The 25,494-nt window shown below is 66.3% G+C and carries 20 protein-coding genes; all 20 read right to left on the bottom strand.

Annotated elements, in window-relative coordinates; genetic code table 11:
- Window positions 1-21 precede the first annotated feature (21 nt).
- Window positions 22-1,401: an ATP-dependent protease ATPase subunit HslU gene (gene hslU / locus N792_RS00950; RefSeq protein ID WP_332248761.1), complete on the bottom strand. Its 1,380-nt coding sequence runs from the start codon at window positions 1,399-1,401 to the stop codon at window positions 22-24.
- A gap of 2 nt (window positions 1,402-1,403) precedes the next feature.
- A complete protein-coding gene (gene hslV, locus N792_RS00945) occupies window positions 1,404-1,955 on the bottom strand; it encodes an ATP-dependent protease subunit HslV (protein ID WP_036191608.1) in 552 nt (183 codons plus the stop codon).
- Window positions 1,956-2,003: 48 nt separating this feature from the next.
- Window positions 2,004-2,135, bottom strand: coding sequence for a hypothetical protein (locus tag N792_RS14245; protein WP_255516710.1), 132 nt, complete (start codon window positions 2,133-2,135; stop codon window positions 2,004-2,006).
- A gap of 377 nt (window positions 2,136-2,512) precedes the next feature.
- Complete coding sequence (gene xerC / locus N792_RS00940) at window positions 2,513-3,400, bottom strand: tyrosine recombinase XerC (RefSeq protein ID WP_036191605.1); 888 nt, start codon at window positions 3,398-3,400, stop codon at window positions 2,513-2,515.
- 381 nt (window positions 3,401-3,781) lie between these two features.
- Window positions 3,782-4,456 (bottom strand): DUF484 family protein, encoded by a 675-nt coding sequence (locus N792_RS00935; RefSeq protein ID WP_036191603.1) that lies wholly within the window; start codon window positions 4,454-4,456, stop codon window positions 3,782-3,784.
- Window positions 4,453-5,319: a diaminopimelate epimerase gene (gene dapF, locus N792_RS00930; RefSeq protein WP_036191601.1), complete on the bottom strand. Its 867-nt coding sequence runs from the start codon at window positions 5,317-5,319 to the stop codon at window positions 4,453-4,455. The genes N792_RS00935 and dapF overlap by 4 nt, the downstream gene beginning before the upstream one ends.
- Window positions 5,312-5,545, bottom strand: coding sequence for an LPS translocon maturation chaperone LptM (lptM, locus tag N792_RS00925; protein ID WP_156969249.1), 234 nt, complete (start codon window positions 5,543-5,545; stop codon window positions 5,312-5,314). Before lptM ends, dapF begins: the two co-directional genes overlap by 8 nt.
- Before the next feature lie 97 nt (window positions 5,546-5,642).
- Window positions 5,643-6,047, bottom strand: coding sequence for a YbaN family protein (locus N792_RS00920; RefSeq protein WP_036191597.1), 405 nt, complete (start codon window positions 6,045-6,047; stop codon window positions 5,643-5,645).
- 18 nt (window positions 6,048-6,065) lie between these two features.
- Window positions 6,066-8,255, bottom strand: coding sequence for a prolyl oligopeptidase family serine peptidase (locus N792_RS00915; protein ID WP_084105247.1), 2,190 nt, complete (start codon window positions 8,253-8,255; stop codon window positions 6,066-6,068).
- A gap of 439 nt (window positions 8,256-8,694) precedes the next feature.
- Entirely contained in the window at window positions 8,695-10,797 is a 2,103-nt protein-coding gene (locus N792_RS00910) for a prolyl oligopeptidase family serine peptidase (protein ID WP_036192266.1), read from the bottom strand.
- A gap of 188 nt (window positions 10,798-10,985) precedes the next feature.
- Window positions 10,986-13,097, bottom strand: a complete 2,112-nt coding sequence (locus tag N792_RS00905) for a prolyl oligopeptidase family serine peptidase (protein ID WP_036191596.1) — start codon at window positions 13,095-13,097, stop codon at window positions 10,986-10,988.
- A 186-nt stretch (window positions 13,098-13,283) separates the two neighbouring features.
- Window positions 13,284-16,334, bottom strand: coding sequence for a TonB-dependent receptor domain-containing protein (locus N792_RS00900; protein WP_036191595.1), 3,051 nt, complete (start codon window positions 16,332-16,334; stop codon window positions 13,284-13,286).
- Between the two features lie 385 nt (window positions 16,335-16,719).
- Window positions 16,720-18,015 (bottom strand): hypothetical protein, encoded by a 1,296-nt coding sequence (locus N792_RS00895; RefSeq protein WP_198025558.1) that lies wholly within the window; start codon window positions 18,013-18,015, stop codon window positions 16,720-16,722.
- A 54-nt stretch (window positions 18,016-18,069) separates the two neighbouring features.
- Window positions 18,070-19,551, bottom strand: coding sequence for a M20/M25/M40 family metallo-hydrolase (locus N792_RS00890; protein ID WP_052103230.1), 1,482 nt, complete (start codon window positions 19,549-19,551; stop codon window positions 18,070-18,072).
- Window positions 19,548-21,128 (bottom strand): S41 family peptidase, encoded by a 1,581-nt coding sequence (locus N792_RS00885; RefSeq protein WP_036191592.1) that lies wholly within the window; start codon window positions 21,126-21,128, stop codon window positions 19,548-19,550. The genes N792_RS00890 and N792_RS00885 overlap by 4 nt, the downstream gene beginning before the upstream one ends.
- A 68-nt stretch (window positions 21,129-21,196) precedes the next feature.
- Window positions 21,197-21,865: a GntR family transcriptional regulator gene (locus N792_RS00880; RefSeq protein ID WP_036191590.1), complete on the bottom strand. Its 669-nt coding sequence runs from the start codon at window positions 21,863-21,865 to the stop codon at window positions 21,197-21,199.
- Window positions 21,866-21,881: 16 nt separating this feature from the next.
- On the bottom strand, window positions 21,882-22,616 hold the full coding sequence (locus N792_RS00875) for an amino acid ABC transporter ATP-binding protein (protein ID WP_036191588.1): 735 nt from the start codon (window positions 22,614-22,616) through the stop codon (window positions 21,882-21,884).
- Window positions 22,613-23,293, bottom strand: a complete 681-nt coding sequence (locus N792_RS00870; RefSeq protein WP_036191586.1) for an ABC transporter permease subunit — start codon at window positions 23,291-23,293, stop codon at window positions 22,613-22,615. Before N792_RS00870 ends, N792_RS00875 begins: the two co-directional genes overlap by 4 nt.
- Entirely contained in the window at window positions 23,290-24,108 is an 819-nt protein-coding gene (locus N792_RS00865; protein ID WP_198025557.1) for an amino acid ABC transporter permease, read from the bottom strand. The genes N792_RS00870 and N792_RS00865 overlap by 4 nt, the downstream gene beginning before the upstream one ends.
- Complete coding sequence (locus tag N792_RS00860) at window positions 24,077-25,105, bottom strand: transporter substrate-binding domain-containing protein (protein WP_198025556.1); 1,029 nt, start codon at window positions 25,103-25,105, stop codon at window positions 24,077-24,079. The genes N792_RS00865 and N792_RS00860 overlap by 32 nt, the downstream gene beginning before the upstream one ends.
- Window positions 25,106-25,494: the final 389 nt, after the last annotated feature.

The following is a 25,494-nucleotide window of genomic DNA, read 5'->3' as shown; positions in this document are numbered from 1 at the left end:
AGTCTCCTCGTTGGTCGACGGCTACAGGATGTAGCGACTCAGATCCGGATCCTTCACCAGCTCGCCCAGGTTCGCATCGACGTAATTGCGGTCGATGGTGATGGCCTGGCCGTCGCGGTCGGGGGCTTCGTAGCTGAGGGTGTCGAGCAGGCGTTCGAGCACGGTGTGCAGGCGGCGGGCGCCGATGTTTTCCTGGCGCTCGTTGACGATGGCGGCGATCTCCGCGATGCGTTCGATCGCGTCGTCGGTGAAGGCGACGCTGACGCCTTCGGTCTTCATCAGCTCGACGTACTGCACGGTCAGCGCGGCCTTGGGTTCGGTCAGGATGCGGATGAAGTCGGCCTTGCTGAGCGCGGACAGTTCGACCCGGATCGGGAAGCGGCCCTGCAGCTCGGGGATCAGGTCGGACGGCTTGGCCATGTGGAACGCGCCCGAGGCGATGAACAGGATGTGGTCGGTCTTCACCGAGCCGTACTTGGTGCTGACGGTGGAGCCTTCCACCAGCGGCAGCAGGTCGCGCTGCACGCCTTCGCGGGAGACGTCGCCGCCGCCGATGTTGTCGCCGCGCTTGGCGACCTTGTCGATCTCGTCGATGAACACGATGCCGTGCTGCTCGCAGGCCTCGATCGCGGCCTCGCGGATCTCCTCCTCGTTGACCAGCTTGCCGGCCTCTTCCTCGATCAGCAGCGGGCGCGCGGCCTTGATCGCGAGGGTCTTTTTGTTGACCTTGCTGCCGGCCATCTGCGAGAACATCTGCCGCAGCTGCTGGCCCATCTCCTCCATGCCCGGGGGCGCCATGATGTCGACGCCGACGTTCATCGCGGTCTCGATGTCGATCTCGCGCTCGTCCAGTTCGCCGGCGCGCAGCTGGCGGCGCAGCTTGATGCGGGTTTCGGACTCCTGCGCCGAAGGCTCGGCCGCCGCGACGTGCGGATCGAAGCCGATGCCGCCGCCAAGACCCTTGGTCCGGGTCGGCAGCAGCGCATCCAGGATGCGGTCTTCGGCACGCTCCTCGGCGTGGGTGCGGACCTTGTGCTTGGCCTGTTCGCGGTACAGCTTGACCGCGGTGTCGGCCAGGTCGCGGATGATCTGCTCGACGTCCTTGCCGACATAGCCGACCTCGGTGAAGCGGGTCGCCTCGACCTTCACGAACGGGGCGTTGGCCAGGGTCGCCAGCCGCCGCGCGATCTCGGTCTTGCCCACGCCGGTGGGGCCGATCATGAGGATGTTCTTGGGCATGACCTCGTTGCGCAGCTCCTCGTCGAGCTGGCTGCGCCGCCAGCGGTTGCGCAGCGCGATGGCGACCGCGCGCTTGGCGTCCTGCTGGCCGACGATGTGGGTGTCCAACGCCTGCACGATCTCGCGCGGGGTCATGGTGGCGTTCGTGTTGTCCAGTTTCATGCTCACAGTTCTTCCACCACGACGTTGCGGTTGGTGTAGATACAGACATCGCCGGCGATGTTGATGGCTTCGGTGGCGATGGCTTTGGCGTCCAGTTGGGAGTGCGCCATCAGCGCGCGCGCGGCGGACAGGGCGAACATGCCGCCGGAGCCGATCGCGAGGATGCCGTCGTCGGACTCGATCACGTCGCCGGTGCCGCTGATGACCAGCGAGGTCTCCTTGTCGGCGACGACCAGCAGGGCTTCGAGCTTTCCGAAGCGGCGTTCGGTGCGCCAGTCCTTGGCCATCTCGACGGCGGCGCGGGTCAGTTGGCCGTGCTTTTCGAGCTTGGCTTCGAAGACTTCGAACAGGGTGAAGGCATCGGCGGCGGCGCCGGCGAAACCGGCGATGACCTGGCCGTCGCGGCCGAGCCGGCGCACCTTGCGGGCGTTGGATTTCATCACCGTGTTGCCGAGTGTCACCTGGCCGTCGCCGGCGATGGCAACGCGGCCGTCGCGACGCACCGAGACGATGGTGGTGGCGTGGAACACGTGGGGGTTCTGGCTGGGGTCCATGTGGCCTCCGTTGGTGTCCGCAAGAGGTGGGGTTCGCGGGCGGCGGGTTCAAGGTTGGGGGGTGTTGCTGCCTGGAGGCAACGGCAGCGGCAGCGGCAGCGGCAGGGGCAACAGCAACAGCAACAGCAACAGCAACAGCAACAGCGACGGTAGCGGCGGATACAGATTGGGGGCGGCCATCGGGTGCCGTTTTCAGTCGCTCCACGATATTCGCTTGGTGAAAACGGCACCCGACGGCCGCTACCTGCGTTCAGGGCGGTTGTTGGAGCCAGGTGCTGATCTGCTGCGACGGATTGCCGCACTCCGGACTGCGGGCTGCTCCTGTCGCGTCGTGCGACATTTCTGCGGAGGTCGTGCCGGGTGTCCATTCCACCAAGCGAGTATCGGGGAGCGACTGGAATGGATACCCGGCACGACCTGTCCACGCGGCATCAGCGTCGATGTCATACAACGAGCCTCGACGTTCCCTTCAGAGCGAAGTGGGAGCCCGGTTCAACCAGGCGGATATCCGTTGAGCAACTTGAGCCGGATGCCCGGCTCGCCGCGCGTAACTTTGTTCAGTCTTCGTCCGCAGACTTCCGCTTCGCGCGCGGATGGGTCGCGTCGTAAACGCTGGCCAGGTGCTGGAAGTCGAGGTGGGTGTAGATCTGGGTGGTCGCAATATCGGCGTGGCCGAGCAGTTCCTGCACGCCACGCAGGTCGCCGGAGGACTCCAGGATGTGGCTGGCGAAACTGTGGCGGAGCATGTGCGGGTGGACGCGTTTGGAAAGGCCTTGCCGCAGGGCCAGCTGACCCAGGCGGTACTGCACCGCGCGCGGGGTGATCGGGCCGTTGCGGCCGGGGAATACCGGGCTGTCGTTGGCGGCGCCGGTGGAGGCGCGCCATTCGGCCAATGCCGCGCGGGCGAACGAGCCCAGCGGCACGCTGCGCTGCTTGCCGCCCTTGCCGAGCACGGTGACCAGGCCGTCGTCCAGATCGAGATCATGCCAGCGCAGGGCACACAGCTCGCCCAGGCGCAGGCCGGAGGAATAGAACAGCTCCAGCAATGCGCGGTCGCGCAGGCCCAACGGCGCGTCGGTGGGCACCTCGACCAGCACCTTGACCTCGTCGGCGTCGAGCACCTGCGGCAGTTTTCTCGGCGCTTTCGGGGCACGGATCGCGGCGGCCGGGCTGGCCTCGATGCGGCCGTGCTTCAGCAGCCAGCCGTAGAAACTCCGGCACGCGGACAGGCGTCGCTGGAGGCTTTTGGGCGACAGCTTGCGGCGGTGCTCGGCGGCGATGAATGCGCGCAGCGATTCGGTTTGCAGGCCGACCAGATCCAGTTGCTGCGCGTCCGCCCACTGCGCCAGCGCGGTCAGGTCACGCCGGTACGCGTCGAGCGTGTGCGGCGACATCCTCCGCTCCACCGCCAGATGGGACAGGAAGTCCTCGACTGGTGTGCTCATGGCCACGGAGCGAAAGTCCCTGGATCTTGCGATCCCCGGCTCTCGCGCGTAGCGCTCGTGCGTTCAATCAGGCGCGAGCCAGCGGCTCGCAAGCGCCTGATCTCACCCCCGCCTTCGCGGGGATGACGACAGGTGGCGGGGCCGGTAGCGGGCAACGGGCGACCGATAGCAGCCTGGGTGTGGTCAATTGAACGGCGACGTGGCGTCCTGTCGGGAGTTTGCGGACAGCAGGCCATGGATGGTCTGCGGCGGCGAGTCAGGCCAGGGATGGCCTGACCGAGCCGGGTAGCAAACCCCCGACAGGGCGCCGCCCCCGCCAGAGCCGGGAATCCGCTCTTGCCGTTGCCGTTGCCGTTGCCGACACGGTCGCGGTCATGGCAACTAGCGCGCATACCTCGCCAGCGCCGTTTCCAGCGCCTCGCCCATCATCCGCAGGAACAGCGTGCCCATGCCCGGGAAGAACCGGTTCGGGTCGTGGCTGCCCACCGCGATCAGGCCCAGGTTCGGCAGCGGCAGCAAGGCGGTCGACTGCACTTCCCCGGCACGCAGGCCGTACAGCAGGTCGTGCTTTTCCGGCTGCAACCGGCCGCACAGGGGCTCGCCATCGGCCAGGCAATCGCGGAATGCCTGCAGGCGGATGTCGGCGGCATCGACCACCTGCAGCCAGTCGCCCTCGTCCAGGCCATCGATCGGCTTGAACAGCACCAGCCGCACCAGGTCGCCGTTGAAATCCTCCGCCAGCGTGGCGGCCATTGCGCGCACGGTGTCGGCGGCGTTGTCCTGCCGCATCAGGGCCAGGGCCAACTGGTGGGTGCGTACCGCGAGGCGCTCGTTCTCCTGCGCGTTGCCGAACAGCTCGCGCAGCCGCTTGGACAGTTCGCGGTTCTTGTCGCGCAGCACTTCCAGCTGGTAGCTCGCCAGCGACGCCGCCGAGCCCTCCTCGCGCGGCACCACCAGGGTCAGCGACAGGTCGGGGAACTGCTGCAGGAATGTGGGATGGCGACGCAGCCAGGCCGCGACGTCGTGGGCACCCAGGGTCTCGATTGTCTCGCTCATGCCATCCACTCTCCTTCAAACACGAATGTCGCCGGGCCGGTCATCGTCATCGGGGCGTCGTCGGCCGGCCAGGCGATGCACAGGTCACCACCGGGCAGGGACACCCGCACCTCGCGATCGACCCGGCCACGGCGGCCCAGGATCGCGACCGCCGCACAGGCGCCGCTGCCGCAGGCCAGGGTCTCGCCGACACCGCGCTCGTACACGCGCAGGCGGATGTGGTCGCGCGCGACCACCTGGGCAAAGCCGACATTGACCGATTGCGGGAAGGCCGCGTGCTGCTGCAGGCCCTGCCCCATCAATTCGACCGTTACGGTCCCGACGTCATCGACCTCGATCAGCGCATGCGGGTTGCCCATCGACACCGCACCGACCGAGATGATCGAGCCGCGCACCGGCAGCACGTACGCCTCGCGCACGGCATCGAAACCACGCAGTGGAATGCGCTCCGGTTCGAACTCGGGAACGCCCATGACCACCCGGACGCCGCCGTCGTCGTGCCGGTCCACGACATGGGTGCCGTTCGGGCTGTCGAGGTTGAACGCACCGGTGGCCGGCGCGGCACCATCGCGGACCAGCCAGGCGGCGATGCAGCGCGCACCGTTGCCGCATTGTCCGGCCGGCGAGCCATCGGCATTCCAGATGCCATAGCTGGCGACCGAGCCAGGTTCGCGCGGGTCCTCGACGGTGAGGATCTGGTCGCAACCGACACCGCGGTGGCGATCGCCCAATGCGCGGCACTTTTCGGGGCTCGGGGCCGCGATGCCACCGCGCAGGTCCAGCACGACGAAGTCGTTGCCTGCGCCGTGCATCTTGCTGAAACGCAGCACGGGACCGGCCGCGGGGTTGGCGGGTTCAGCCATTCCCGTCGTCGGCGCCGGGGTCGACATCGTCGGGAATGGCGTCCGGTTCGGGGGCGTCATCGTCGACCGGCAGCAACTGATCGGCATCGATATCCGACTCCGCGTCGGTATCGGCCGCCGGGACGGCGTCGGGCATCACCAGCGGGCCGCTGTTGCCGCAACCGGCAAGCATCAACGGCAGCGCAACGAGGAGGGACGCCAGGCAAAGCGGGAGTCGTGTGTTCATCGCCGAAGTGTAACGGCGGCGGCGGGGGCTGCGAAGTCCGGGGTGGCGAAGTCCGGGGTCGCCAAGTCCGGGGGAGCGAAGTCCGGTGCCGCGACCTTCATGACTGCGCCGGCTCCGGTCGCAGCCACAGCCACAATGCGACCACCGCCATGATCGCTGTGCCGGTGGCCGCCATCCACCAGCGCGGCGCGGTCAGGAACAGGATCGCCGCGCACACTGCCATCGAGCCGCTGGCCAGCCACTTGGCCCGGCGCGCGACGGCACCGAAGCGCTGCCAGTCCCGGATCATCGGCCCGAACACGCGGTGCGCCTGCAGCCGGTCGTGCAGGCGCTGCGAACCGCGAGCAGCGGCGTAGGCGGACAGCAGGACGAACGGGACGGTCGGCAGTCCCGGCACCACGACGCCGACCACGCCCAGCCCCAGCGCGAGATAGGCCACCAGCCACCAGACCCAGCGCAGGCGACCGGGCCGGGGAGCAGGCGGTGGTGGAAGATCAGGCATGGATGCGTAGTCGCGGCGTCACTCGCCGGCCGGCGCTACTCCCAACTGGTCGAGCATGAACGCGTACATCTCGGCCAGTTCGCGGTAGCGGCGGAAGCGGCCGGACTTGCCGCCGTGGCCGGCGTCCATGTTGATGCGGAACAGGACCGGCGCGGCGCTGGTGTCCAGGTCGCGCAGGCGGGCGACGTACTTGGCCGGCTCCCAGTACTGCACCTGCGAATCCCACAGGCCGGTGCCGATGAACATCGCCGGGTAGTCCTGCGCGACCAGGTTGTCGTATGGCGAGTAGGCCAGCATGACGTCGTAGAACGCCCTGTCTTCCGGATTACCCCACTGGTCGTACTCGTTGGTGGTCAGCGGGATGCTCGCATCGAGCATGGTGGTGACCACATCGACGAACGGCACCTGCGACAGGATCACCCGGTAGTCGGCCGGCGCCTGGTTGGAGATCGCGCCCATCAGCAGGCCGCCGGCGCTGCCGCCGTAGGCCGCCACGCGGTCCTTCGCCGCGTAGCCTTCGCCGACCAGGAAACGGGTCACGTCGATGAAGTCGGAGAAGGTGTTCTGCTTGTGCATCAGCTTGCCGGCGTCGTACCACTTGCGGCCCATCTCCTGGCCGCCGCGGACGTGGGCGATCGCGTAGACCATGCCGCGGTCGAGCAGGCTCACCACCGGCAGGTTGAAGGCCGGGTCCATCGAGTAGCCGTAGCTGCCGTAGGCGTACTGCAGCAACGCCGCCTGGCCGTTCTTCTCGAAGCCCTTTTTGTAGACCAGCGACACCGGCACCTTCGCGCCGTCGCGCGCGGTCGCCCACACGCGCTCGGTCACGTAACGCTCCGGGTCGTAGCCGATCACCGGCTGCTGCTTGAGCAGACGGCGCTCGCCGGTTTTCGTATTCAGCTCGTAGGTGGTCGCCGGGGTGGTCAGCGAGGTGTAGCTGTAGCGCAGCCAGTCGGTGTCGGGCTCGGCGTTGGTGGACAGCCCCATCGAGTAAGCGGACTCGTCGGCCTTGACGTACTCCGCCGCCGTGCCGGGCTGGCCGGCTTCGCCGCGCAGCAGACGAATGCGCTCCAGACCACCGGAGCGCTCGGCCACCGCGGTGAAGCCGTCGAACAGCTCGAAGCCGTCGATGAACACGTCCTCGTCGACGCCGATCCACTCCTGCCACTGCGCGCGCGAGGTCGCATCGCTGGGCGCGGTCATGAGCTTGAAGTTGTCGGCCGCCTTGCCGTCCGGGCCCGGTGCGTTGGTGCGGATCACCCAGCGGCCGTCGTGGTGGTCGGCGTCGTACTCGACATCGCGCTCGCGCGGCGCCAGCACGACGAACTCGCGCGGGTCGCCGGCCGGGGCGCAACGCGATTCGCTCGATACCGTGCTCTCCACGCCGATGCAGATGAACTTGTCGTCGCGGGTGCGGCCGATGCCCATGTAGAAACTGTCGTCATGCTCCTCGTACACCAGCACGTCGTCGCTGGCCGGGGTGCCGAGAACGTGCTTCTTGACCCGCACGGTCAGCAGGGTTTCCGGATCGTTCTCGACATACAGCACGGTCCGGTTGTCGTCGGCCCAGACGATGTTGGCCGAGACGCCGGAGATCACGTCATCCAGCACCTTGCCGGTGTCCAGGTCCTTGAAACGGATCACGTACTGGCGACGGCCGACATCGTCCTCGGCCCAGGCCAGCAGGCGGTTGTCCTGGCTGACCTCGAAATCACCGACGCTGAAGTAGTCCTTGCCGGCGGCCATCGCGTTGACGTCGAGCAGCACCTGTTCGGCGGCCTCCATCGAGCCGTTGCGACGGGCGTGGACCGGATAGTCCTGGCCGGTCTCGAAGCGGGTGTAGTACCACCAGCCGCGCTGGCGGTACGGCACCGAGCTGTCGTCCTGCTTGATGCGCCCGACGATCTCCTCGTACAGGGTGTCCTCGACCGCTTTCAGCGGCGCCATCACCGTGTCGACGTAGGCGTTCTCGGCGTTGAGGTAGGCCAGCATCGCCGGGTCCTGGCGGGTGTCGTCGCGCAGCCAGTAGTACTCGTCCTGCCGCTGCGCGCCGTGCGGCGCGGTGACTGTGTGCGGCCGCTTCTCGACATCGGGCGGGGTGATGGAGGCGGCGGGGGACGGTGCGGAATCGACAGGCATGGAGGGACTCGAGGCGAGGGTCGGCGTGGCGGCGGTCATCAGGACGGCAAACAGCAAGGCGGGCTTCATGGATGGGGGCTCCGGGGAGAAAGGGCAACGGCGTGGCGGCTGGAGGTCGGCGGACAGCTTGCCCGCAGGCGGACAAGAAGGTGGTCCCCGGAAGTATGCAGATCAAAATCGCCGTGCGGGTCTCGGCTGACCGGCACCCGACGTGTGGGAGTGCGGCGGACTTTCGTTACACGTCCTCGCAATCGGGTCCTGTCGTGGCCGGCGGGCCTTCGCAGCGAAGTCAGGGAGGAGGCCTGCGCCGGCAGGCGTAGGCCGGAGGACATGAGCGGAGAAGGTCTGCCGGCCACGAAGGGACGCCCCAGGTCAGTCAGAAACAGCAGACGCCAATCCTTACGCCAACAGCGAAACCGTTCTTCCCGGAATTCCATGAAAAAGAGGCCGGGCGACAGGTCCGGCCTCCTTCAACGCGGTGGCATCACGCTCGCCACCCGACCGCGCCTCAGTCGGCCAACTGGTTCCACAGGAACGTGTACGCCAGCGCGCTCATGTGCGCGGCCTGCCGGTTGTTGGCCGAGCCGCCGTGGCCGCCTTCGATGTTCTCGTAGTAGCGCACGTCCTTACCGGCATCGAGCATCTTCGCCATCATCTTGCGCGCGTGGCCGGGGTGGACGCGGTCGTCGCGGGTGGAGGTGGTGAACAGGGTCGGCGGGTAGGTCTTGTTGGGATCGAACAGGTGGTACGGCGAGAAGGTCTGGATGAACTCCCACTCCGCCGCCTTGTCCGGGTCGCCGTACTCGGCCATCCACGACGCGCCGGCCAGCAGCTTGTGGTAGCGCTGCATGTCCAGCAACGGCACCTGGATCACCACCGCGCCGAACAGCTCCGGGTACTGGGTCAGCATGTTGCCGGTCAGCAGGCCGCCGTTGCTGCCGCCCTGGATGCCCAGATGCCTGGCCGACGTGATCTTGCGCGCGACCAGGTCGCGGGCGACCGCGGCGAAGTCCTCATAGGCCTTGTGGCGGTTCGCCTTCAGCGCCGCCTGATGCCAGCGCGGACCGTACTCGCCGCCGCCGCGGATGTTGGCGACCGCATACGCGCCGCCCTTCTCCAGCCAGCCCTTGCCGACCGCGCCGGAATAGTTCGGGGTCAGCGAGATCTCGAAACCGCCGTAGCCGTACAGCAGGGTCGGGGTGCTGCCATCGAGTGGCATGTCCTTCGGCCGGACCAGGAAATACGGCACGCGGGTGCCGTCCTTGCTGGTGGCGAAGTGCTGCTCGACCTCATCGTTGGAGGCGTCGAAGAACGCCGGCATCGTCTTCAGCACCTCCGGCGCCTGGCCGATGGTCGCCAGCGAGAGGGTTTGCGGGTTGAGGTAGCCGGTGGCGTTGAGCCAGACCTCGTCGCTGTGGTCGGCATCCACCGCCGACACACTGACGCTGCCCTCGGGCTGGCCCACGAACGCGCTGCGGGTCCATTCGCCCTGTCCGTCCTTCGGCGGCGTCAACACGCTGAGGCGGTTCTTGACGTCATCCAGCACGTTCAGCACGAGGTGGTTCGCGGTCCAGCTGGAGCTGGCCAGCGAGGTGGTCTCGGACGGCTCGAACAGGGCGGTGAACTCGCGCTTGCCGGCCATGAACGCATCGAAATTGCTCGCGATCAGGCTGCCGGCCGGCCAGGTCCTGCCGCCGGCGGTGTACGGGTCACGCAGCTCGAGCACCAGCCAGTCCTTGTGCACCGACTTGTTGGCCGAATTCGGCGCGTCAACCTTGGTCAGCGTGCCGTCGGCGCCGCGCAGGTACAGCTCGTCGTTGTAGAACGCGAGCGTGCGGGAGACGAAATCACGCTCGTAACCCGGCGTGTGGTCGTGACCGGCGGCGATGTACATGTCGGTCGGCTGGCCTTCGTAGACCACCGTCGCCGCGCTCATCGGGGTGCCGCGGGTCCACTGCTTGACGATGCGCGGGTAGCCGGACTCGGTCATCGAGCCGGGGCCGAAATCGGTGAACACGTAGACGTTGTCGCGGTCGATCCAGCCCAGGCCGCCCTTGGCCTCGTCGCGGAAGAAGCCGTCCTTGACCCACGACTGCGTGGTCAGGTCGAACTCGCGGGTGACATCGGCGTCGGCGCCGCCGCGCGACAGCGCGACCAGGCAGCGCTGGTATTCGGGCTTGAGGCAATCGGCGCCGTGCCAGACCCAGTTTTCGCCCTCGGCCTTGTTCAGCGCATCCAGGTCGATCACGGTTTCCCACTGCGGCTGGTCCTTGCGGAACTCCGCCAGCGTGGTGCGCCGCCAGATGCCGCGCTGGTGCTGGGCGTCCTTCCAGAAGTTGTAGTAGTAGTCGCCGATCTTGCCGACGTAAGGGATCTTGGCGTCGGAATCGAGGATTGCCAGGATCTGCGCTTCCAGCTGCTTGAACGCGGGCGTGGACGCCAGTTCGGCCTCGGCGTTGCGGGCCTTGACCCAGTCAAGCGCCTTCGTGCCTTCGACATCCTCCAGCCAGAGGTAGGGATCGGACACGGCGGTGGGCTCCTGGGCATGCGCGGCGCCCAAGGCCACCGCGAGGCCGGCGACAAGAATGGCGGCCTGGCGGGCCTTCAGCATGTGGGACATGGGCACTCCGGATTGGATTTGGGCGGGAAAAAGCAAACCCGCACGCTAACACAGCGGGGTATGCAGCCCGGCGTGTCCGAAGTCATGTTGGCAATAGCAGACCGGGCTTTGGACCCGGCCTGCTTCAACACCGCTACAGAATCAGGGCCGCGCAAGCGGCCCCGGCCCGTGGTTGCGCATCAATCAGCCAACTGGTTCCACAGGAACGTATAGGCCAGCGCGCTCATGTGCGCGGCCTGCTTGTTGTTGGCCGAGCCACCGTGACCGCCTTCGATGTTCTCGTAGTAGCGCACATCCTTTCCGGCTTCCAGCATCTTCGCCATCATCTTGCGCGCGTGGCCCGGATGGACGCGGTCATCGCGGGTGGAGGTGGTGAACAGGGTCGGCGGGTAGGTCTTGTCGGCATCGAACAGGTGGTACGGCGAGAAGCTCTGGATGAACGCCCACTCGTCCACCTTGTCCGGGTCGCCGTACTCGGCCATCCACGACGCGCCGGCCAGCAGCTTGTGATAGCGCTGCATGTCCAGCAGCGGCACCTGCACCACGATGGCACCGAACAGCTCCGGGTACTGGGTCAGCATGTTGCCCATCAGCAGGCCACCATTGCTGCCGCCCTGGATGCCCAGATGTTTGGCCGACGTGATCTTGCGCGCGACCAGGTCCTGCGCGACCGCGGCGAAGTCCTCATAGGCCTTGTGACGATTGGCTTTCAATGCGGCTTGATGCCAGCGCGGGCCGTACTCGCCGCCGCCACGGATGTTGGCGACCACATAGGCGCCGCCCTGCTCCAGCCAGCCCTTGCCGACCGCACCCGAATAGTTGGGCAGGCGGGAGATCTCGAAGCCGCCATAGCCGGTCATGAGGGTCGGCGTGCTGCCGTCCAGCGGCATGTCCCTGGGGCGGACCACGAAGTACGGGATCCTGGTGCCGTCCTTGCTGGTGGCGAAGTGCTGCTCGACTACGCCCTTGGAGGCGTCGAAGAACGCCGGCATGGTCTTGAGCACTTCAGGCGCGCGGCCGATCTCCGCCAGCGACAGTGCCGTCGGGGTAAGGAAGTCGGTGCTGGTCATCCACACCGCATCGCTGTCGACGTCGTCGACAGCGCGCACGGCCACGTTGCCCATTGCCGGCGCAGCGGCGAAGGCGCTGCGGGCCCAGCCCCCGTCACCCGGAGTCAGCACGCTCAGGCGATTCTTGACGTCCTCCAGCACATTGAGGACGAGGTGCGAACGGGTCCAGGTGTACGCGCTCAGCGACGCGCTTTCAGTCGGCTCGAACAGCACGTCCAAGACACGCTTGCCGGCCATGTAGTCATCGAATTTCGCGGCGAGCAGCGAGCCGGCCGCATAGGTCTTGCCGCCCACCTGCCACGGCTCGCGCAGTTCGATGGTCAGCCATTCACGATGCACGCCCTTGTTGGCGGTATCGGGGGCGTCGATTTTGTGCAGCTTACCGGCGTCGTCGCGCAGGTACAGCGCGGTGTCGCGGCTGTCGAGGTAGTGCAGGATGAAGTCACGCACGAAACCCGGCGTCTGATCGCGGGTGGCCACCAGACCGTAGCCGATGTTGTCGGCGGGGCCTTCGAATACCGTGGTCGCCGACGCCATCGGCGTGTCGCGCTTCCACTCCTTGACGAAGCGCGAGTAGCCGGCCTTGTTGGACGAATCCGGACCGAAGTCGGTGACCGCGTACACGGTGTTCTGGTCGATCCAGCTCAGTCGGCCCTTGGCCTGGGGACGGAAGAAGCCGTCCTGCACAAACTGTTTGGTGACGAGATCGAACTCGCGCGTGACGTCGGCGTCGGAGCCGCCCGGTGACAGCGCAATCAGGCAACGACGGTATTCCGGCGCCAGGCACTCCGCGCGCTTCCATACCCAGGCAGTGCCTTCGGCCTGGTTCACCGCATCCAGGTCGATCACGGTCTCCCACTGCGGCGCGTCCTTGCGGTACTCGGCCAGCGTGGTGCGGCGCCAGATGCCGCGCTGGTGCTGGGCGTCCTTCCAGAAGTTGTAGTAGTGGTCGCCGATCTTGCCCACGCCCGGGATCCGGGCGTCCGAGTCCAGCACCTCAAGGATCTGCGCTTCCAGTTGCTTGAACGCGGGCGCAGCGGTCAGCTCGCCCTCGGACTCGGCATTGCGGGCCTTGACCCAGTCGAGTGCTTTCGCGCCTTCGACCTCCTCCAGCCACAGGTAGGGATCGGAGGTGGCGACAGTCTCCCGGGCATGCAGGGAGCCCGTGGCAACGATAAGGCCGGCGATGAGCAGGGCGATTTGACGGGACTTCGGGGGCATGGACGCTCCGGGGTGATCGACGAATGTTCTAGGTTACCCGCCGGCCGGCACGGCCATTCCCTTTCCCCGCCGACCGCCCGGCTCGGGAGTCGATGGCCGGCTCTCCGGCAAGCCGGTTTTGGTGGCCACCGCCATCAGCCGGGCCTCAATGGGATGAGGCCGGCTGGCGGAGGGGAGGGGCAGCGGTCAGAACGACTGGGTGTAGCGCGCGTACAGGAACCGGCCTTGGTCGAAGCCGCCGTAGTACGCCGAGCCCGAAGAGGGGAACGAGTACATGACCGGGCCTTCCTTCTTGAACACGTTGTTCACGCCCAAGGTGATTCTTGCGTCCCACGGCGTCTGGTAGCGGAACTGCACGTCGTGGAAAGTGTTGGAGCCCACCTTGCGGCGACGCGAGATCTGGCTCTGGGGGACGCCATCGGCCCCGATCACGCCGGTCGGCGCCCAAACGATCTCGTTGCACTCCAGGTGCGGCTCGGTCACCGGCGGCACACCGGCCGGACTCGGGGTGAAGAAGATGCAGGTCTCACGCATCGACGAGAAGTAGCGGCTGCTGAAGCTCGCACCGTAGGCGCCCTTCTCCCAACCCACGCTCAGGTTCGAGCGAAGGCGGAAATCCGGCCCCCAGCCGATGGTGGACAGGGGAAGCTGAGGCAGGTTGGTGCTGGTGCGCAGGTCCTGGACCATGTAGGTCGAACTGGATTGCACGCGAAAATCACCGTAGTCGCCCACGCTGAAACGGTAGGAGAGGTCCAGGTCGTAACCTTCCACGTCGCGGAAGCCGGCGTTGGTGTCGCCGAAGTACATGCTGGTGACCGTGCCGTTGACCGGATCGCGACCAAAGCCGTTGCCCGGACGCATGCCACAACGATCGGCGATGCCGAGCACGTAGCAGTCATCCAGCATCGCCTTGGGGGTGTCGCTGACGATGGTGTCGGTGATGCGGATGTTCCACCAGTCCAGGGCGACGTTGAAGCCCTTTAGGAACGACGGGCTCCAGACCACACCAATGGTCTTGGAGCGCGACATCTCAGGATCCAGCGACGGGTTGGAGCCGGAGAAGAACGGCGTGGGCGAGTTGGAGTTCGGCGAAGTCACCGGATTGCCCGCCGAGTTGAGCTGGCGGAAGGTGTCCGCCGCCGTGCCCAGATCGGCGCGGCAGTTGGCGCGGGTCGTCGGGTTGGTCGCCGAGCTGCCGTACACCACGTCGCAGGGATCGGTGAACACCGATGCGGTCTCGGCAGTGCCTCCGAACATGTCGGCGATGGTCGGGGCGCGGAAGCCGTCGGCAATCGTGGCGCGCAGCAGCAGCTGATCGATCGGCTTCCACTTCAGGCCTAGCTTGTGGTTGCTCGTGCTGCCGAAGGTGTCGTAGTCCGAGTAACGCGTGGCCAGGTTGAGCGTCAGCTCCTTCGCGAACGGCAACTCGGCCAGCACCGGCAGCTGGAGCTCGGCATACAGTTCCTGGACCGAGTATTCGCCGCGGGTCGGGTTGTCACCCTGGTTGGTCGAAAGTCCGCTGACCGACATCGCGTCGGGGACGAACGAGCCGCTCTCCTTGCGGCGCTCGACGCCGACCGCGAAGCCCAGCTCGCCCGCCGGCAACTCCATCAGGCTGCCGGAGAGGTTGGCCGACAGCACCGACGTGGCGGTCGAGCCGCGGTCCTGCTCGATGTGGAACAGGTAGTCCTGCAACGCCTGGTTGCCGGTCAGGCCGCCCTCGGCAACGGTGCCGTAGTGGATGAACGGGTTCCACGGCACGCAGCCGGCGATCGGTGCGGTCGGGGTACCGCAGACCAGCTTGCCGCTGGCCGGGTCACGGAAGGACGGGCCGACTGCGGCGGCGATGCGGTCCAGCCCCATGTCCGACCCGCTCGACATCTCGAGGTTGTTCTTGTTGTGGACGTGGGAGACGTCCCAATCGAACCAGCGCTCGCCGATTTCGAAGCTGCCTTCCAGCGCCGCCGCGAACCGCACGGTCCGCAGGTCGTTGCGGGTCTCTCGGGGAACCTCCTGGGTACGGCGCCACCAGTTGTCGATGTCTTCGCCGACAGGGTTGAAGTAGCTGTCCCCGGAAACCGGGATGCCGTAGCGGTTGGCCTGCAGCGGACGTCCGGAGGTCAAGCGTGTGCTGGAGCGCTCGGTGTACAGCACGTTGCTGGTCAGGCGCAGCCGGTCGGTCAACTCGAAGATGCCGTCGGCATAGACCGAATGCCAGTTGCGCGGAATCAGCGTGTCGGCCAGTTCCTGGGAGTTGTGCTTGCCTTCGATGGATCCGGGAGTGCAGGTGCCGGGGCCCGGGTTGGCCAGCGAGTTCGGCGCACAGCGGCCGGTGTCGGTGTTCTGGTTGATGTAGTCGGTCGGGTTCATCGGATCACCGCCCGGACGCAGCATCACCCGGGTGTTGCCGCTGTACTTCACATTGGGAAGCGCCTGCGACGGACGGCTCACGAAGCCGCCCTGGTCGCTGGTGGTGCTCCAGTCGCGGTCGGGGTGCAGGTGCGAGCGCGGGAAACGGCTCCACGGACGATCCGCCGCCGCCACGCGGTCTTCCTCCGCCCACTCGGCGGCAAACGTCAGCGCGCTGCGCTCGCCCTTGATGCCGGTGACGAACTCGACCTTCTTCACCGCGCCATCGCCTTCATCGTACTGGCCGTAGTAGGCGCTGATGGAGCTGCCATCGAAGTTGCTGCGGGTGATGATGTTGATCACGCCGGCGATGGCATCGGAACCATAGGTCGACGAGGCACCGTCCTTCAGCACCTCGATGCTTTGCACCGCCGCAACGGGGATCAGCGACAGGTCCGCGCGACCGTTGACACCCACGCCCATGCGCTTGCCGTTGAGCAGCACCAAGGTGCGCTCGGCACCCAGGTCACGCAAGCTGATGTAGGTACCGCCGGCGTTCGGGCCGGAGCTGCTGGGGCTGGCGCGGCTGAGCGGCGGATTGCCGGTCGCGGTGATGTTCTGGAGGATGTCGCCGACGCTCTGGAAGCCCTGCTTCTCGATGTCTTCGCGGCTGATGAGCTGGATCGGCTGGGCGGTTTCGGTATCCACCTGGCGGATGCGTGAACCGGTGACCGAGACGCCATCCAGATAGGTGACGTCCGACTTGGCGGGCTTCGCGGGAGCGGCGCCCTGATCCTGCGGCGCGGCAATCGCCATCGCCGGCGCGCCCACGCCGATGATCAACGCAACGGAAATGGCCTCAAACAGCTTGCTGGTCTTGCGTCCCATCACACTCCCCTTCAATTGAATTTGTGTCGCGTACAGGACCCTGACGGCAACGCGGCAGGGGTGGTTTTGTCGTCCCGGATCGAATGTATACAAATATACTGGCATACAATCAATAGGCCGAAGGAGACATGGCACCTGTTCCGGCGCCCTGTCGCGATGGGCATTTGCAACGAGGGATGAGGCGGGCCACGTGCGGCGCAGTCATGCGCGCTACCGGCAGACGGCTCCGTAGGCGCACGTTGTGCGCCGGAGTTTCCCCAGCGCGGCGTCCTTGCGGCACGCAGTCGATATCGATATCCGCCGGGCCCTCCGGACGGAAAGGAAGAGCCATCGGGCAGCCGGCCTGCAGCCACCCGACAGCGTCCGGCGCGAGGCCGGTCCGGAATCAGCCGTTCCCGGTGTTGCCGACCACGGCGCGCACATCCACGACGTACAGTTGCCGCTCCCTGTCGTGCACCGAGTCGATGCAGACCATGCCGCCGCAACGGCTCCAGCGCGGATGCAGGTCGCAGCGGTTGATCTTGCCCAGCGCCGGATCGGTGTAGAAACGCCCGATGTCGATGCGCTGCCCGGTCTGCGTGTCGAACAGGATCAGCAGGCGATGGTCCTCGTCGTCCGGATAGGTGTCCGAGAGGATCCAGCGCTTGTCCGGCGAGTACGTCATGTGCCCGTTCTCGGTCAGCACGCCGCGGCCGACCACCTCCACCTGACCGGTACGGTCGTCGTAGAGGTGGTAATTGGCCTGTGCGTCGTGCGGGCCCCAGATCATCACGTGGTGATCGTCGCGCCAAGTCGGATGCGAGAGCTGCCAGATCGCCTTCTCGTAATCGAAGATGCCGGCCGGCGGAGCGCCCAGCGGCGGCAGCGGGTGGTCACCGCACTCGAGCAGCCGCAATCCGCTGCCATCGGTGTTGACCGTGAACAGGCGGTGCAACCAGCGCATCTCGTCCTCGAAGCACTCCGTCCAGCGGTGCAGGAACAGGAAGCGCTCCGACCCCGGCGCGATCTCCAGGTGTGTGACCCAGTGGAAGGCGTTTTCCATGGAGCCGACCGGCTGGAAGCTGCGCAGCTGCTCCATCGTCACAATGAGGGTGTGCTCACCCGTGCCCAGATCCATCCGGCGGATGCCCTCGTCGGCCGGCGCCAGCGGCAGCGGCAGGCGCGGCGTGTGCGGAAAATAGCCAATGGTCGGGTGCGCCTGCTGCAGGCGGTCGTAGTCGATGCACAGCGCGTATTCGCCGCTGGGCGCCACCACGTATACGGGCAACGGCAACGTGCGGCGCACGCCGGTCTCGAGATCGACGATGGTCGAGCCGAAATCCGGGTAGACGTCCTTGGTGTCGAAGCTGCGGGTATTGAAGATCACGCTGGAGGGCGTGTTCTCCAGCCACTGCAGTTGGCAGCCCATCTGGAAGTTCCAGGTGGTGGTTTCGCCTAAGGCGTGGAAGGTGCCGCCATCGGCCATGTCGAAATAGCCGACCTGGGCCGCAAAGTGCACGCCCAGCTCGCCCTGCATCACGTCGACGCGGTTGGCCAACATGCGGGTTCCGTCGGCGCTCCAGACCGGCTTGTTGTAGTAACCGAAGAAGTGGTGCGCGCTGCCGTCGCCGACCCGCGATACCGGGCATTCCACCATGCGCGTGGATTCAGCCGTTTCCGGCATCGTGTTGTGTTGCTGCAATGTTCTTGCTCCGTTGATGCTGTGACTGCTTGCCCCGGGCCCGCTGCGCGGATCCTAGGGATGTGACCGGGGGCCTGCGATGTCCTTCAGCAGCACGTCCCAGAAATCGAGTTCCCGCGCGAACGAATCCAGCCGGACGCGCTCGTCGATGCCGTGCGCCCGATCGTCGTCGGGATCCACCTGCACCAGGCTGCCGACCCCGTAGGTCGGAATACCGGCTATGCGGAAATAGCGCCCATCGGTGCCGCCGGACGACATCTGGGGCGTGAGCGTGGCGCCCGGGTAGTTGGCGTCCACCGCCTTGCGCACCGCGTTGAACAACGCCGGATGGATGGGTGAGGCCGGGCTGGATGCGCGCGCGGCATCAATGCTGACCTCGGCGTCCGCGGGCGCGACCGCGGCGGCCAGGGTCTCGCGCACCGAGTCGGGCGACACGCCGGGGAATATCCGGCAATGCACGGTGAGACTGGCGTTCTGCGGCAACGCGTTGCGCGCATTGCCGCCCTCGATCATCGTCGGCACGCAGGTCGTCCACAGCACGTGGGCGTCCTCCGGCGACTGCTCCACGACGGCACGCGCCGCGGCATCGCCGGGGTCATCCAGCAAGGTCTGGAACGCCCGGCCGAGATCGCCGCCGCGCTTGGCGACCAGCTCGGCCACCATGGCGCGGTTGATCTCGTTGAACTGCACCGGGAAGCGCAGCGCCTGCAACGCGCGGATGGCCACGGCCATGTCGTAGAGCGCGTTGTCCGGACGCGGCACCGAGCTGTGGCCGCCGCTGTTGCGGGTGTCCACCCTGTAGCTGACGGAGGTCTTCTCCGCCGCCTGGATATAGAAGGCCTTGTTCGAACCATCGGCATCCATGTCGCCGGTGCCCGAGTCGGCGTTGAGCGCGAACTCAGCGGACCGGATCCAGGGGTGCCTGGTCAGCAGCTGCGTGGTCTGGCTCCCGGATTCCTCGTCGCCCGACAGCGCCAGCACCAGATCGCGCTCCGGCACCCAGTCGGCCCGCTTCAGGCGGATGAAGGTGGTGGCGACCAGCGCCAGCTGCGCCTTGTTGTCGATGCTGCCGCGCCCGTACAGATAGCCGTCCTTCTCGACCGGCGCGAACGGATCGACCGACCAATTGGATGCCACGGCGCCGACCACGTCCATGTGCCCCAGTATCGCCACCGGACGCAGCGTGCTGCGGGCACGGCCCGGATAGCGCACGATCAGCGCAGCCGTGGTGTCGACATCGCTGTCAACCGGCACGATCTGTATGTCACCCGCGGCGAAGCCCGCGTCGAGGAAGCGCTGCGAGAGCAATTCCGCGAGCACCGGCACCTGGCCGTTGCCCTTGGCGGTCGGGAGACGGATCAGTTGCTCGATCAATTCGCGCGCCTGCAGGCGGTCGGCGTCCGTTGGCCCGGGCACGACCGGCAGGGTGGCATCTCCCGCCCACACGGACGACGCAACCGCCAGGGCCGATATCAGGACCAGACGCCGACTGCCGATGGCGCGACCATTCCGACGCGACAAACCACGATGGCTCATCTGGCTGCAGCCTCGTCCGCCAGTCTGGCGGCGATCATTGCCCGGGTGCGGTCGAGCATGGTGTCGCTGGCGCCAAACCAGTCGGTCGGGACCGGTTCGACCAGGATGTCCGGGCGGATACCGGCCGTGTCGTAACGCTCACCGGTCTTCTGGAAGGACGCCATCGTCGACAGGTTCACGCCCAGCTTGCTGTGGGGCAACGGGAACACCACGCCCTGTCCGCTGCGGCCCATGGTCGGCGTGCCGAGCATGGTCACGTTGCGCCAGCCCTTGAAGGCCGAGGCGAAGATATCGCCCGCGCTGCCTACGCCCCAGTCCACCAGCATGTACACCGGCTTGTCGTAGTGCGGCTTGTCGGCGCGCGGACGCTGGGTCATGAAGTACCAGTCAGTGAACTTCTCTGCCGGCGGGTTCCATACCGGATGGAAGGACCCGGCGAACTCGCGGTAGGCTTCGGCCTCATTTTCCGGATTGGCCGGGTTGGGCACGTAGAGGAAGCGCTTGGCGTCGTCATCGAACACCGCCAACGGACCGAAGTCGGGATCGTGCTCGGGCAGGCGCAGCTTGACGAGGTTGAAGACGTACGGCTTGTCGTCCGGCTTCATGAGGTACGGGAAAAGCGAGTTGAGAACACGCCGCGCGCCGCCGCCGCTCATGCGCGCGTCGATGATCAGCGCGTCGGTGTCGCGAAAGCCTGCCATCGTCGTGTCGACCGTGGCGATGAACTGTTTGGCCTTCTCGCCCGTGTGCGCCGGCACGCGCAGGTAGCCGACATTGCCTTCCAGCAAGCGGCTTTCATCGGGCAGGCGGAACGTACCCAGATCCCGCTCAACGGGCGCCTTGGCCACCGGCACCGTCATGCGGGTGGATTCACGGCCGTTCTCCGACACCATTTCCAGCACGGCTTCGGGCTTGACCGGCAGACCCATCTCGCGGCGCAGGTAATCCACGTATGGCAGCAGGCGGTAGCCGCGCGATTCGCGCGCCGCGGTGGCGCTGTAGGGACCCTGCCCGATGTCGCCGGCCACGCGCACCCATTCATCGATCAGCACGCCGTCGATCGAACGCACATACGGGTAGTCCGGATTGACGAACCCCGCCGGATCCAGCGTGAACAAAAAGTACCGGGTGTCGGCCTTGCCGAACTGGAAGGGCAGGCTGCCCTGAGGAATGCGTTTGGTCCACTCGACCACCTGCGCATGATCGTCGCCGAACAGGCGCACGAACTTGTTGATCTGCGTCGAAAGACCATTGACCGAGACCTTGCCCGGCAGTTGCGCCTTCATGCCTTCGATCACATCGCGATAAGGGAAGGTGGTGGACCAGATATAGGAGCTGTTGCCCTCGATGGCATCCCCCAGCGCGTCCAGGTCCTCCATCGCCTGCTGCCGGCTGATGGTGCTGTCGCCGTCTTTGGCGCCCAGATCGTTGCGGCCGAGGTCATAGAGCTTGAACTGCGACAGCGGCGCGGATTTCGGCGCGGCCATCACAACCCCGGTCGCCGCCATCGCCAGCAACGCGGTGGCGACCAGCTTCAGCGAGCCGCGGAGGATCGTTCGGGTCTTGCTACAGGTCATCACATCTACTCCCCTGGGGTGTTGCCGGAAACGGGGGCGGTACAGACCGCCGGATTTACAACTGTCGGTCAGAACAAACCGTGTTTTGCCAGTTCAACGCGATAGGACTCGCGTGCGTTCGCAACGTGCTCGCGCGCCGCCTTCGCGGCGCCTTCCGGATCGCCATTGCGGATGGCATCCAGGATCCCGTCGTGTTCGTGGACGATGTGGCTGGAGCGGCCTTCCAGCGTGCGGATGCACTGCCGGTAACGTTCCATGCGCAGCATCAGCTGCCTGAGCAGCCCCGCCGCGACATGATTGCCGGAGTGCACGCGGATGAATTCGTGGAAATCCAGGCCCGTGCCGAGCAGAACGCCGGTATCGCCGATCGCCGCCAAGGCGTTCATGCGCTGGTTGAGCTTCTCCAATCCTTCGATCGAGACCTCGCCGGCGACGATCCGACTGGCCGTCTGGAAGGTCACCAACGCTTCGAGCGCCTCACGCGTGAGCGAGAGCTGCAGCATGTCCTCGCCCGACAGCGGCGGGATCTGGATCGAGCGGTTGCGCTCGCGTCGCAGCAGGCCGATCGCGCTGGCGAAGTTCAGCGCCTCGCGCAGCGGCGTGCGGCTGACGCCGAAGATCGCCGCCAGCTCCACCTCGGTGATCGAGGTGCCATGCATCTGCTCCGGCATGGCGATCCAGTCCGCGAGTCGCGACATCAGCGACACCGGCTGGTCCATGGGGCCCTTGTCGTTCATTGCAGACTCCTTCCGTTCAATGGCTGATGATCTTGGACAGGAAACGCTGCGCACGCTCGGAGCACTGGGCAGTCGTCCCGAAGAACTGTTCGCGGGTGCAGTCGTCGACGATCCGCCCCTCGTCCATGAAGATGACCCGGTCCGCCACCTTGCTGGCAAACCCCATTTCATGGGTGACGCACATCATGGTCATTCCCTCCCCGGCCAGCTCGATCATGACTTCGAGTACTTCGTTGACCATCTCCGGGTCGAGCGCCGAGGTCGGCTCGTCGAACAACATGCATGACGGATCCATGCACAGCGCGCGCGCGATCGCCACGCGCTGCTGCTGGCCGCCGGACAGCTGGCCAGGGTACTTGGCGGCGAAACTGCTCAGGCCCACGCGCTCCAGATAGCCGCGCGCACGCGCCTGCGCGTCCTCTTCTCCGCGCCTGAGCACCTTCATCTGCGCGAACATCAGGTTCTGCAGAACCGTCATGTGCGGGAACAGTTCGAAGTGCTGGAACACCATGCCCACGCGCGCGCGGATCGCGCTCAGCCTGGAGGCAGGCGCCGGGATCACGTCGTCGCCGATCACGATGCGGCCCTGCTGGATCCGCTCCAGCGCATTGATGCACTTCACCAGCGTCGACTTGCCCGAGCCGGACGGCCCGCACACCACGACCACCTCGCCAGCGGCGACCTTGGTGCTGCAGTCATGCAGCACCTGGGTCTGGCCATACCACTTGGAAACGTTCTCGATGCTGATCATGCCGCGACCTTCCTGCCCGTGCGGGCTTCGACGAACTTCGATGCTGCGAAACACATGATGAAATAGACCGCCCCCGCGAACAGGTACAGCTCGATCAGGCGGCTGTCGCGCTGGCCGATCTTGGTCGCCGCGCCGAGAAAGTCGCTGACGCTGATGACATAGACCAGCGAGGTGTCCTGGAAAATGATGATCGCCTTGGTCAGGATCAGCGGCATCATCGTGCGCAAAGCCTGCGGCAGGATGATGTGGCGCATCGTTTGAACTTTCGTCAGGCCCAGCGCCAGCGCGGCACTGGTCTGACCGCGGCGCACGCTGAGGATGCCGGCGCGGATGACCTCGCAGAAATACGCCGCCTCGAAGAACACGAAGGCGATGAAGGCCGAGTACATCGGCCCGATCGGCGTGTGCACGCCGCGCACCGCCTCGATCACCGTCGGCACCAGCAGGTAGAACCAGAAGATCGCCAGCACCAGTGGAATCGAACGGAACACGGTCACGTAGGCGCCGGCCGAGGCCGACACCAGCCGGTTGGAGGACAGGCGCATCAACGCGAGCACCGTGCCCAATCCCAGCCCACCGAGCAGGGAGACGATCAGCAGCGCCAGCGAGAAGCCCATGCCCTGAAGCAGGAAGGGCAGCGCATCCGGCAGCACGCTCCAGTCGAGGGACAGGTTCATCGCGTCGCCCCCGCTTCGCCCGGAATCATCAACCGCCTTTCCAGCCGCTCCATCAGGCGCGTGGTGACCTGCGCGATCAGGAAGTACAGCCCCGTGGCCACGATGAACGCCTCGAAGATATGGCCGGTGAACTCGCCCATCTGCCGGCTCTGCGCCGTCAACTCCATCAGCCCGATGGTCAACGCCACCGCGGTGTTCTTGAAGACGTTGAGGAACTCCGAGGTCATAGGCGGGATGATCACGCGGAAGGCCATCGGCAGGGTCACGTAGCGATACACCTGGCGACGCTTCAGGCCCAGCGCCAATGCCGCGGCGAACTGGCCCGGCGGCTGCGCCTCGATACCCGCACGCACCTGCTCGCAAACGCGCGCCGCGGTGAACAGGCCCAGACACATGGCCGCGGTCAGACTCTGGACCAGCACCGGATGCGCCTGGTTGATCGCGTCCTGCATCGTCATCGGCAGGAACACCGGCGCGATGTAGTACCAGAAAAACAACTGCACCAGCAGCGGAATGTTGCGGAACACCTCGACGTACACGCCGACCGCCATCCGCAGCGGGCGGGACGGCAGCGTGCGCGCGATGCCGAGCATCACCCCGACCAGCAGCGCCAATGCCCAGGCCAGCAAGGCGATGCCGACGGTGAGTGACAGACCGACCAGCATCCAGTCGTAATAACGCTCGGCACCGGTGATCGTGGTGGCGGCGAAAATGCCCCAGTTCCAGTCGTAGTTCATGCCTGCGCCCTCACGTGGCTGGTCGGCATCGCGGTCGTCATTGCGGTCATTGCAGCGGCCGGTCGTGGGGGTGCTCAAAGAGCTCGGCGAGCTCCCGATCCAGCGGCACCTCGAGATTCACCTGGCGCGGCGGAATCGGCGACTGGAACCAGCGTGCATAGAGCGCGCGCATCTCGCCGGCACGCATCATCCCTTCGATCGCGCGGTCGGTCACCTGCTTGAAGGTGGCATCGCCCTTGCGCATCGCGCAGGCATACACCTCCTTGGTCAGCGGCGTGCCGACCACATGCCATTCGGCCGGGTTCTTGGCCTTGGAGATCTCGCCAAAAAGTATGGCGTCGTCGCTCATGAAGGCCACGACCTTGCCGAACTCGAGCGCGACGAAAGCATCGCCGTGATCGCGGGCGGCGACGATCCGCATCCCCAGCTTGCGCTCGGCGTTCAGCCGTCGCAGCACGATCTCGGAGGTGGTCCCGGCAGAGACGACCACGTTGCGCCCGGCCAGATCCGGCAGGTCGACGATGCCGCTGTCCTTGCGCACCAGAAAGCGCGTCCCGGAAATGAAATAGTTGGTCGAGAAGCCGACCTGCCGCCCACGTACCGAATTGTTGGTGGTGGTGCCGCACTCCAGATCGATGGTGTTGTTGATCAGCAGCGGAATGCGCGTCTGCGAGGTCACCGGAACCAGCTTGACCTTGAGCCCGTCCAGACCGAGCGCCTGCTCCACCTCGCGCGCGATCGCCAATGAGATGTCATTGGCGTAGCCGACGACCTTCTGCTGGTTGTCGAAGTAGGAGAAGGGAATGCTGTTCTCGCGATGACCCAGGGTGATCGTTCCCGTCTGCCGGATCTTCTCGAGGGTCGTTTGCCGGGTGTCGGCCGCATCGAACCTTGAGGACCGAATGACGAGTATCAGGACCACGGCCACCGCGATGGCAAACAGCACACCCAGCATTCCGAGCCGGCTCCAGCCCCCATTCGCCTGCGACGAGCCGGCCGGGGTGCTACTGGAGCGCGTCAAGGGAGTGGGGCCGAAACGGCCACCTGCCACGGCGCTGGTGCTGCGATCAGGCACGTACTATGGTCCTTCGGAGGGAAACAGCGCTTTCTTCCGGACGGTCAGTCCGGCACTGCGCGGCTTGATTGTATACAATGATTTTTGTATACAATCAAGCCGCATGTGAGCTGCCGCACCCTGATTCCCGATGGGCGGCTATTCATCCGGCGATGACTTGCCGCCGGCGCCTTCGCCGCACGCCTGTATCCGATCCGCCAAGCGCGCCTGGCACAGCACCAGTGAAAGCGCACAAGCATTCGCGCTCGATCGCCGTGCTGATCAATTGGATCGCGGCGGCAATCGCAGCCGGTCACCGATTGAGCCAGGCGTCACCCAGCACCACGTTGGCCCAGCACGACCCCAATGGAAGGAAAGACAGGCGAAGGCGCCCACCGGGCACCTCGGGC

Source organism: Lysobacter concretionis Ko07 = DSM 16239, from assembly GCF_000768345.1.
Taxonomy (GTDB): domain Bacteria; phylum Pseudomonadota; class Gammaproteobacteria; order Xanthomonadales; family Xanthomonadaceae; genus Novilysobacter; species Novilysobacter concretionis.
The sequence above is the reverse complement of the archived record's forward strand: the minus strand, read 5'-3'. Positions and strand labels throughout refer to the sequence as shown.

Excerpts from the sequence above, each read along its gene's own strand:
- hslU (WP_332248761.1), bottom strand. The coding sequence starts at position 1,401 with ATGAAACTGGACAACACGAACGCCACCATGACCCCGCGCGAGATCGTG.
- hslV (WP_036191608.1), bottom strand. The coding sequence starts at position 1,955 with ATGGACCCCAGCCAGAACCCCCACGTGTTCCACGCCACCACCATCGTC.
- N792_RS14245 (WP_255516710.1), bottom strand. The coding sequence starts at position 2,135 with ATGGCCGCCCCCAATCTGTATCCGCCGCTACCGTCGCTGTTGCTGTTG.
- xerC (WP_036191605.1), bottom strand. The coding sequence starts at position 3,400 with ATGAGCACACCAGTCGAGGACTTCCTGTCCCATCTGGCGGTGGAGCGG.
- N792_RS00935 (WP_036191603.1), bottom strand. The coding sequence starts at position 4,456 with ATGAGCGAGACAATCGAGACCCTGGGTGCCCACGACGTCGCGGCCTGG.
- dapF (WP_036191601.1), bottom strand. The coding sequence starts at position 5,319 with ATGGCTGAACCCGCCAACCCCGCGGCCGGTCCCGTGCTGCGTTTCAGC.
- lptM (WP_156969249.1), bottom strand. The coding sequence starts at position 5,545 with ATGAACACACGACTCCCGCTTTGCCTGGCGTCCCTCCTCGTTGCGCTG.
- N792_RS00920 (WP_036191597.1), bottom strand. The coding sequence starts at position 6,047 with ATGCCTGATCTTCCACCACCGCCTGCTCCCCGGCCCGGTCGCCTGCGC.
- N792_RS00915 (WP_084105247.1), bottom strand. The coding sequence starts at position 8,255 with ATGAAGCCCGCCTTGCTGTTTGCCGTCCTGATGACCGCCGCCACGCCG.
- N792_RS00910 (WP_036192266.1), bottom strand. The coding sequence starts at position 10,797 with ATGCTGAAGGCCCGCCAGGCCGCCATTCTTGTCGCCGGCCTCGCGGTG.
- N792_RS00905 (WP_036191596.1), bottom strand. The coding sequence starts at position 13,097 with ATGCCCCCGAAGTCCCGTCAAATCGCCCTGCTCATCGCCGGCCTTATC.
- N792_RS00900 (WP_036191595.1), bottom strand. The coding sequence starts at position 16,334 with ATGGGACGCAAGACCAGCAAGCTGTTTGAGGCCATTTCCGTTGCGTTG.
- N792_RS00890 (WP_052103230.1), bottom strand. The coding sequence starts at position 19,551 with ATGAGCCATCGTGGTTTGTCGCGTCGGAATGGTCGCGCCATCGGCAGT.
- N792_RS00885 (WP_036191592.1), bottom strand. The coding sequence starts at position 21,128 with ATGACCTGTAGCAAGACCCGAACGATCCTCCGCGGCTCGCTGAAGCTG.
- N792_RS00880 (WP_036191590.1), bottom strand. The coding sequence starts at position 21,865 with ATGAACGACAAGGGCCCCATGGACCAGCCGGTGTCGCTGATGTCGCGA.
- N792_RS00875 (WP_036191588.1), bottom strand. The coding sequence starts at position 22,616 with ATGATCAGCATCGAGAACGTTTCCAAGTGGTATGGCCAGACCCAGGTG.
- N792_RS00870 (WP_036191586.1), bottom strand. The coding sequence starts at position 23,293 with ATGAACCTGTCCCTCGACTGGAGCGTGCTGCCGGATGCGCTGCCCTTC.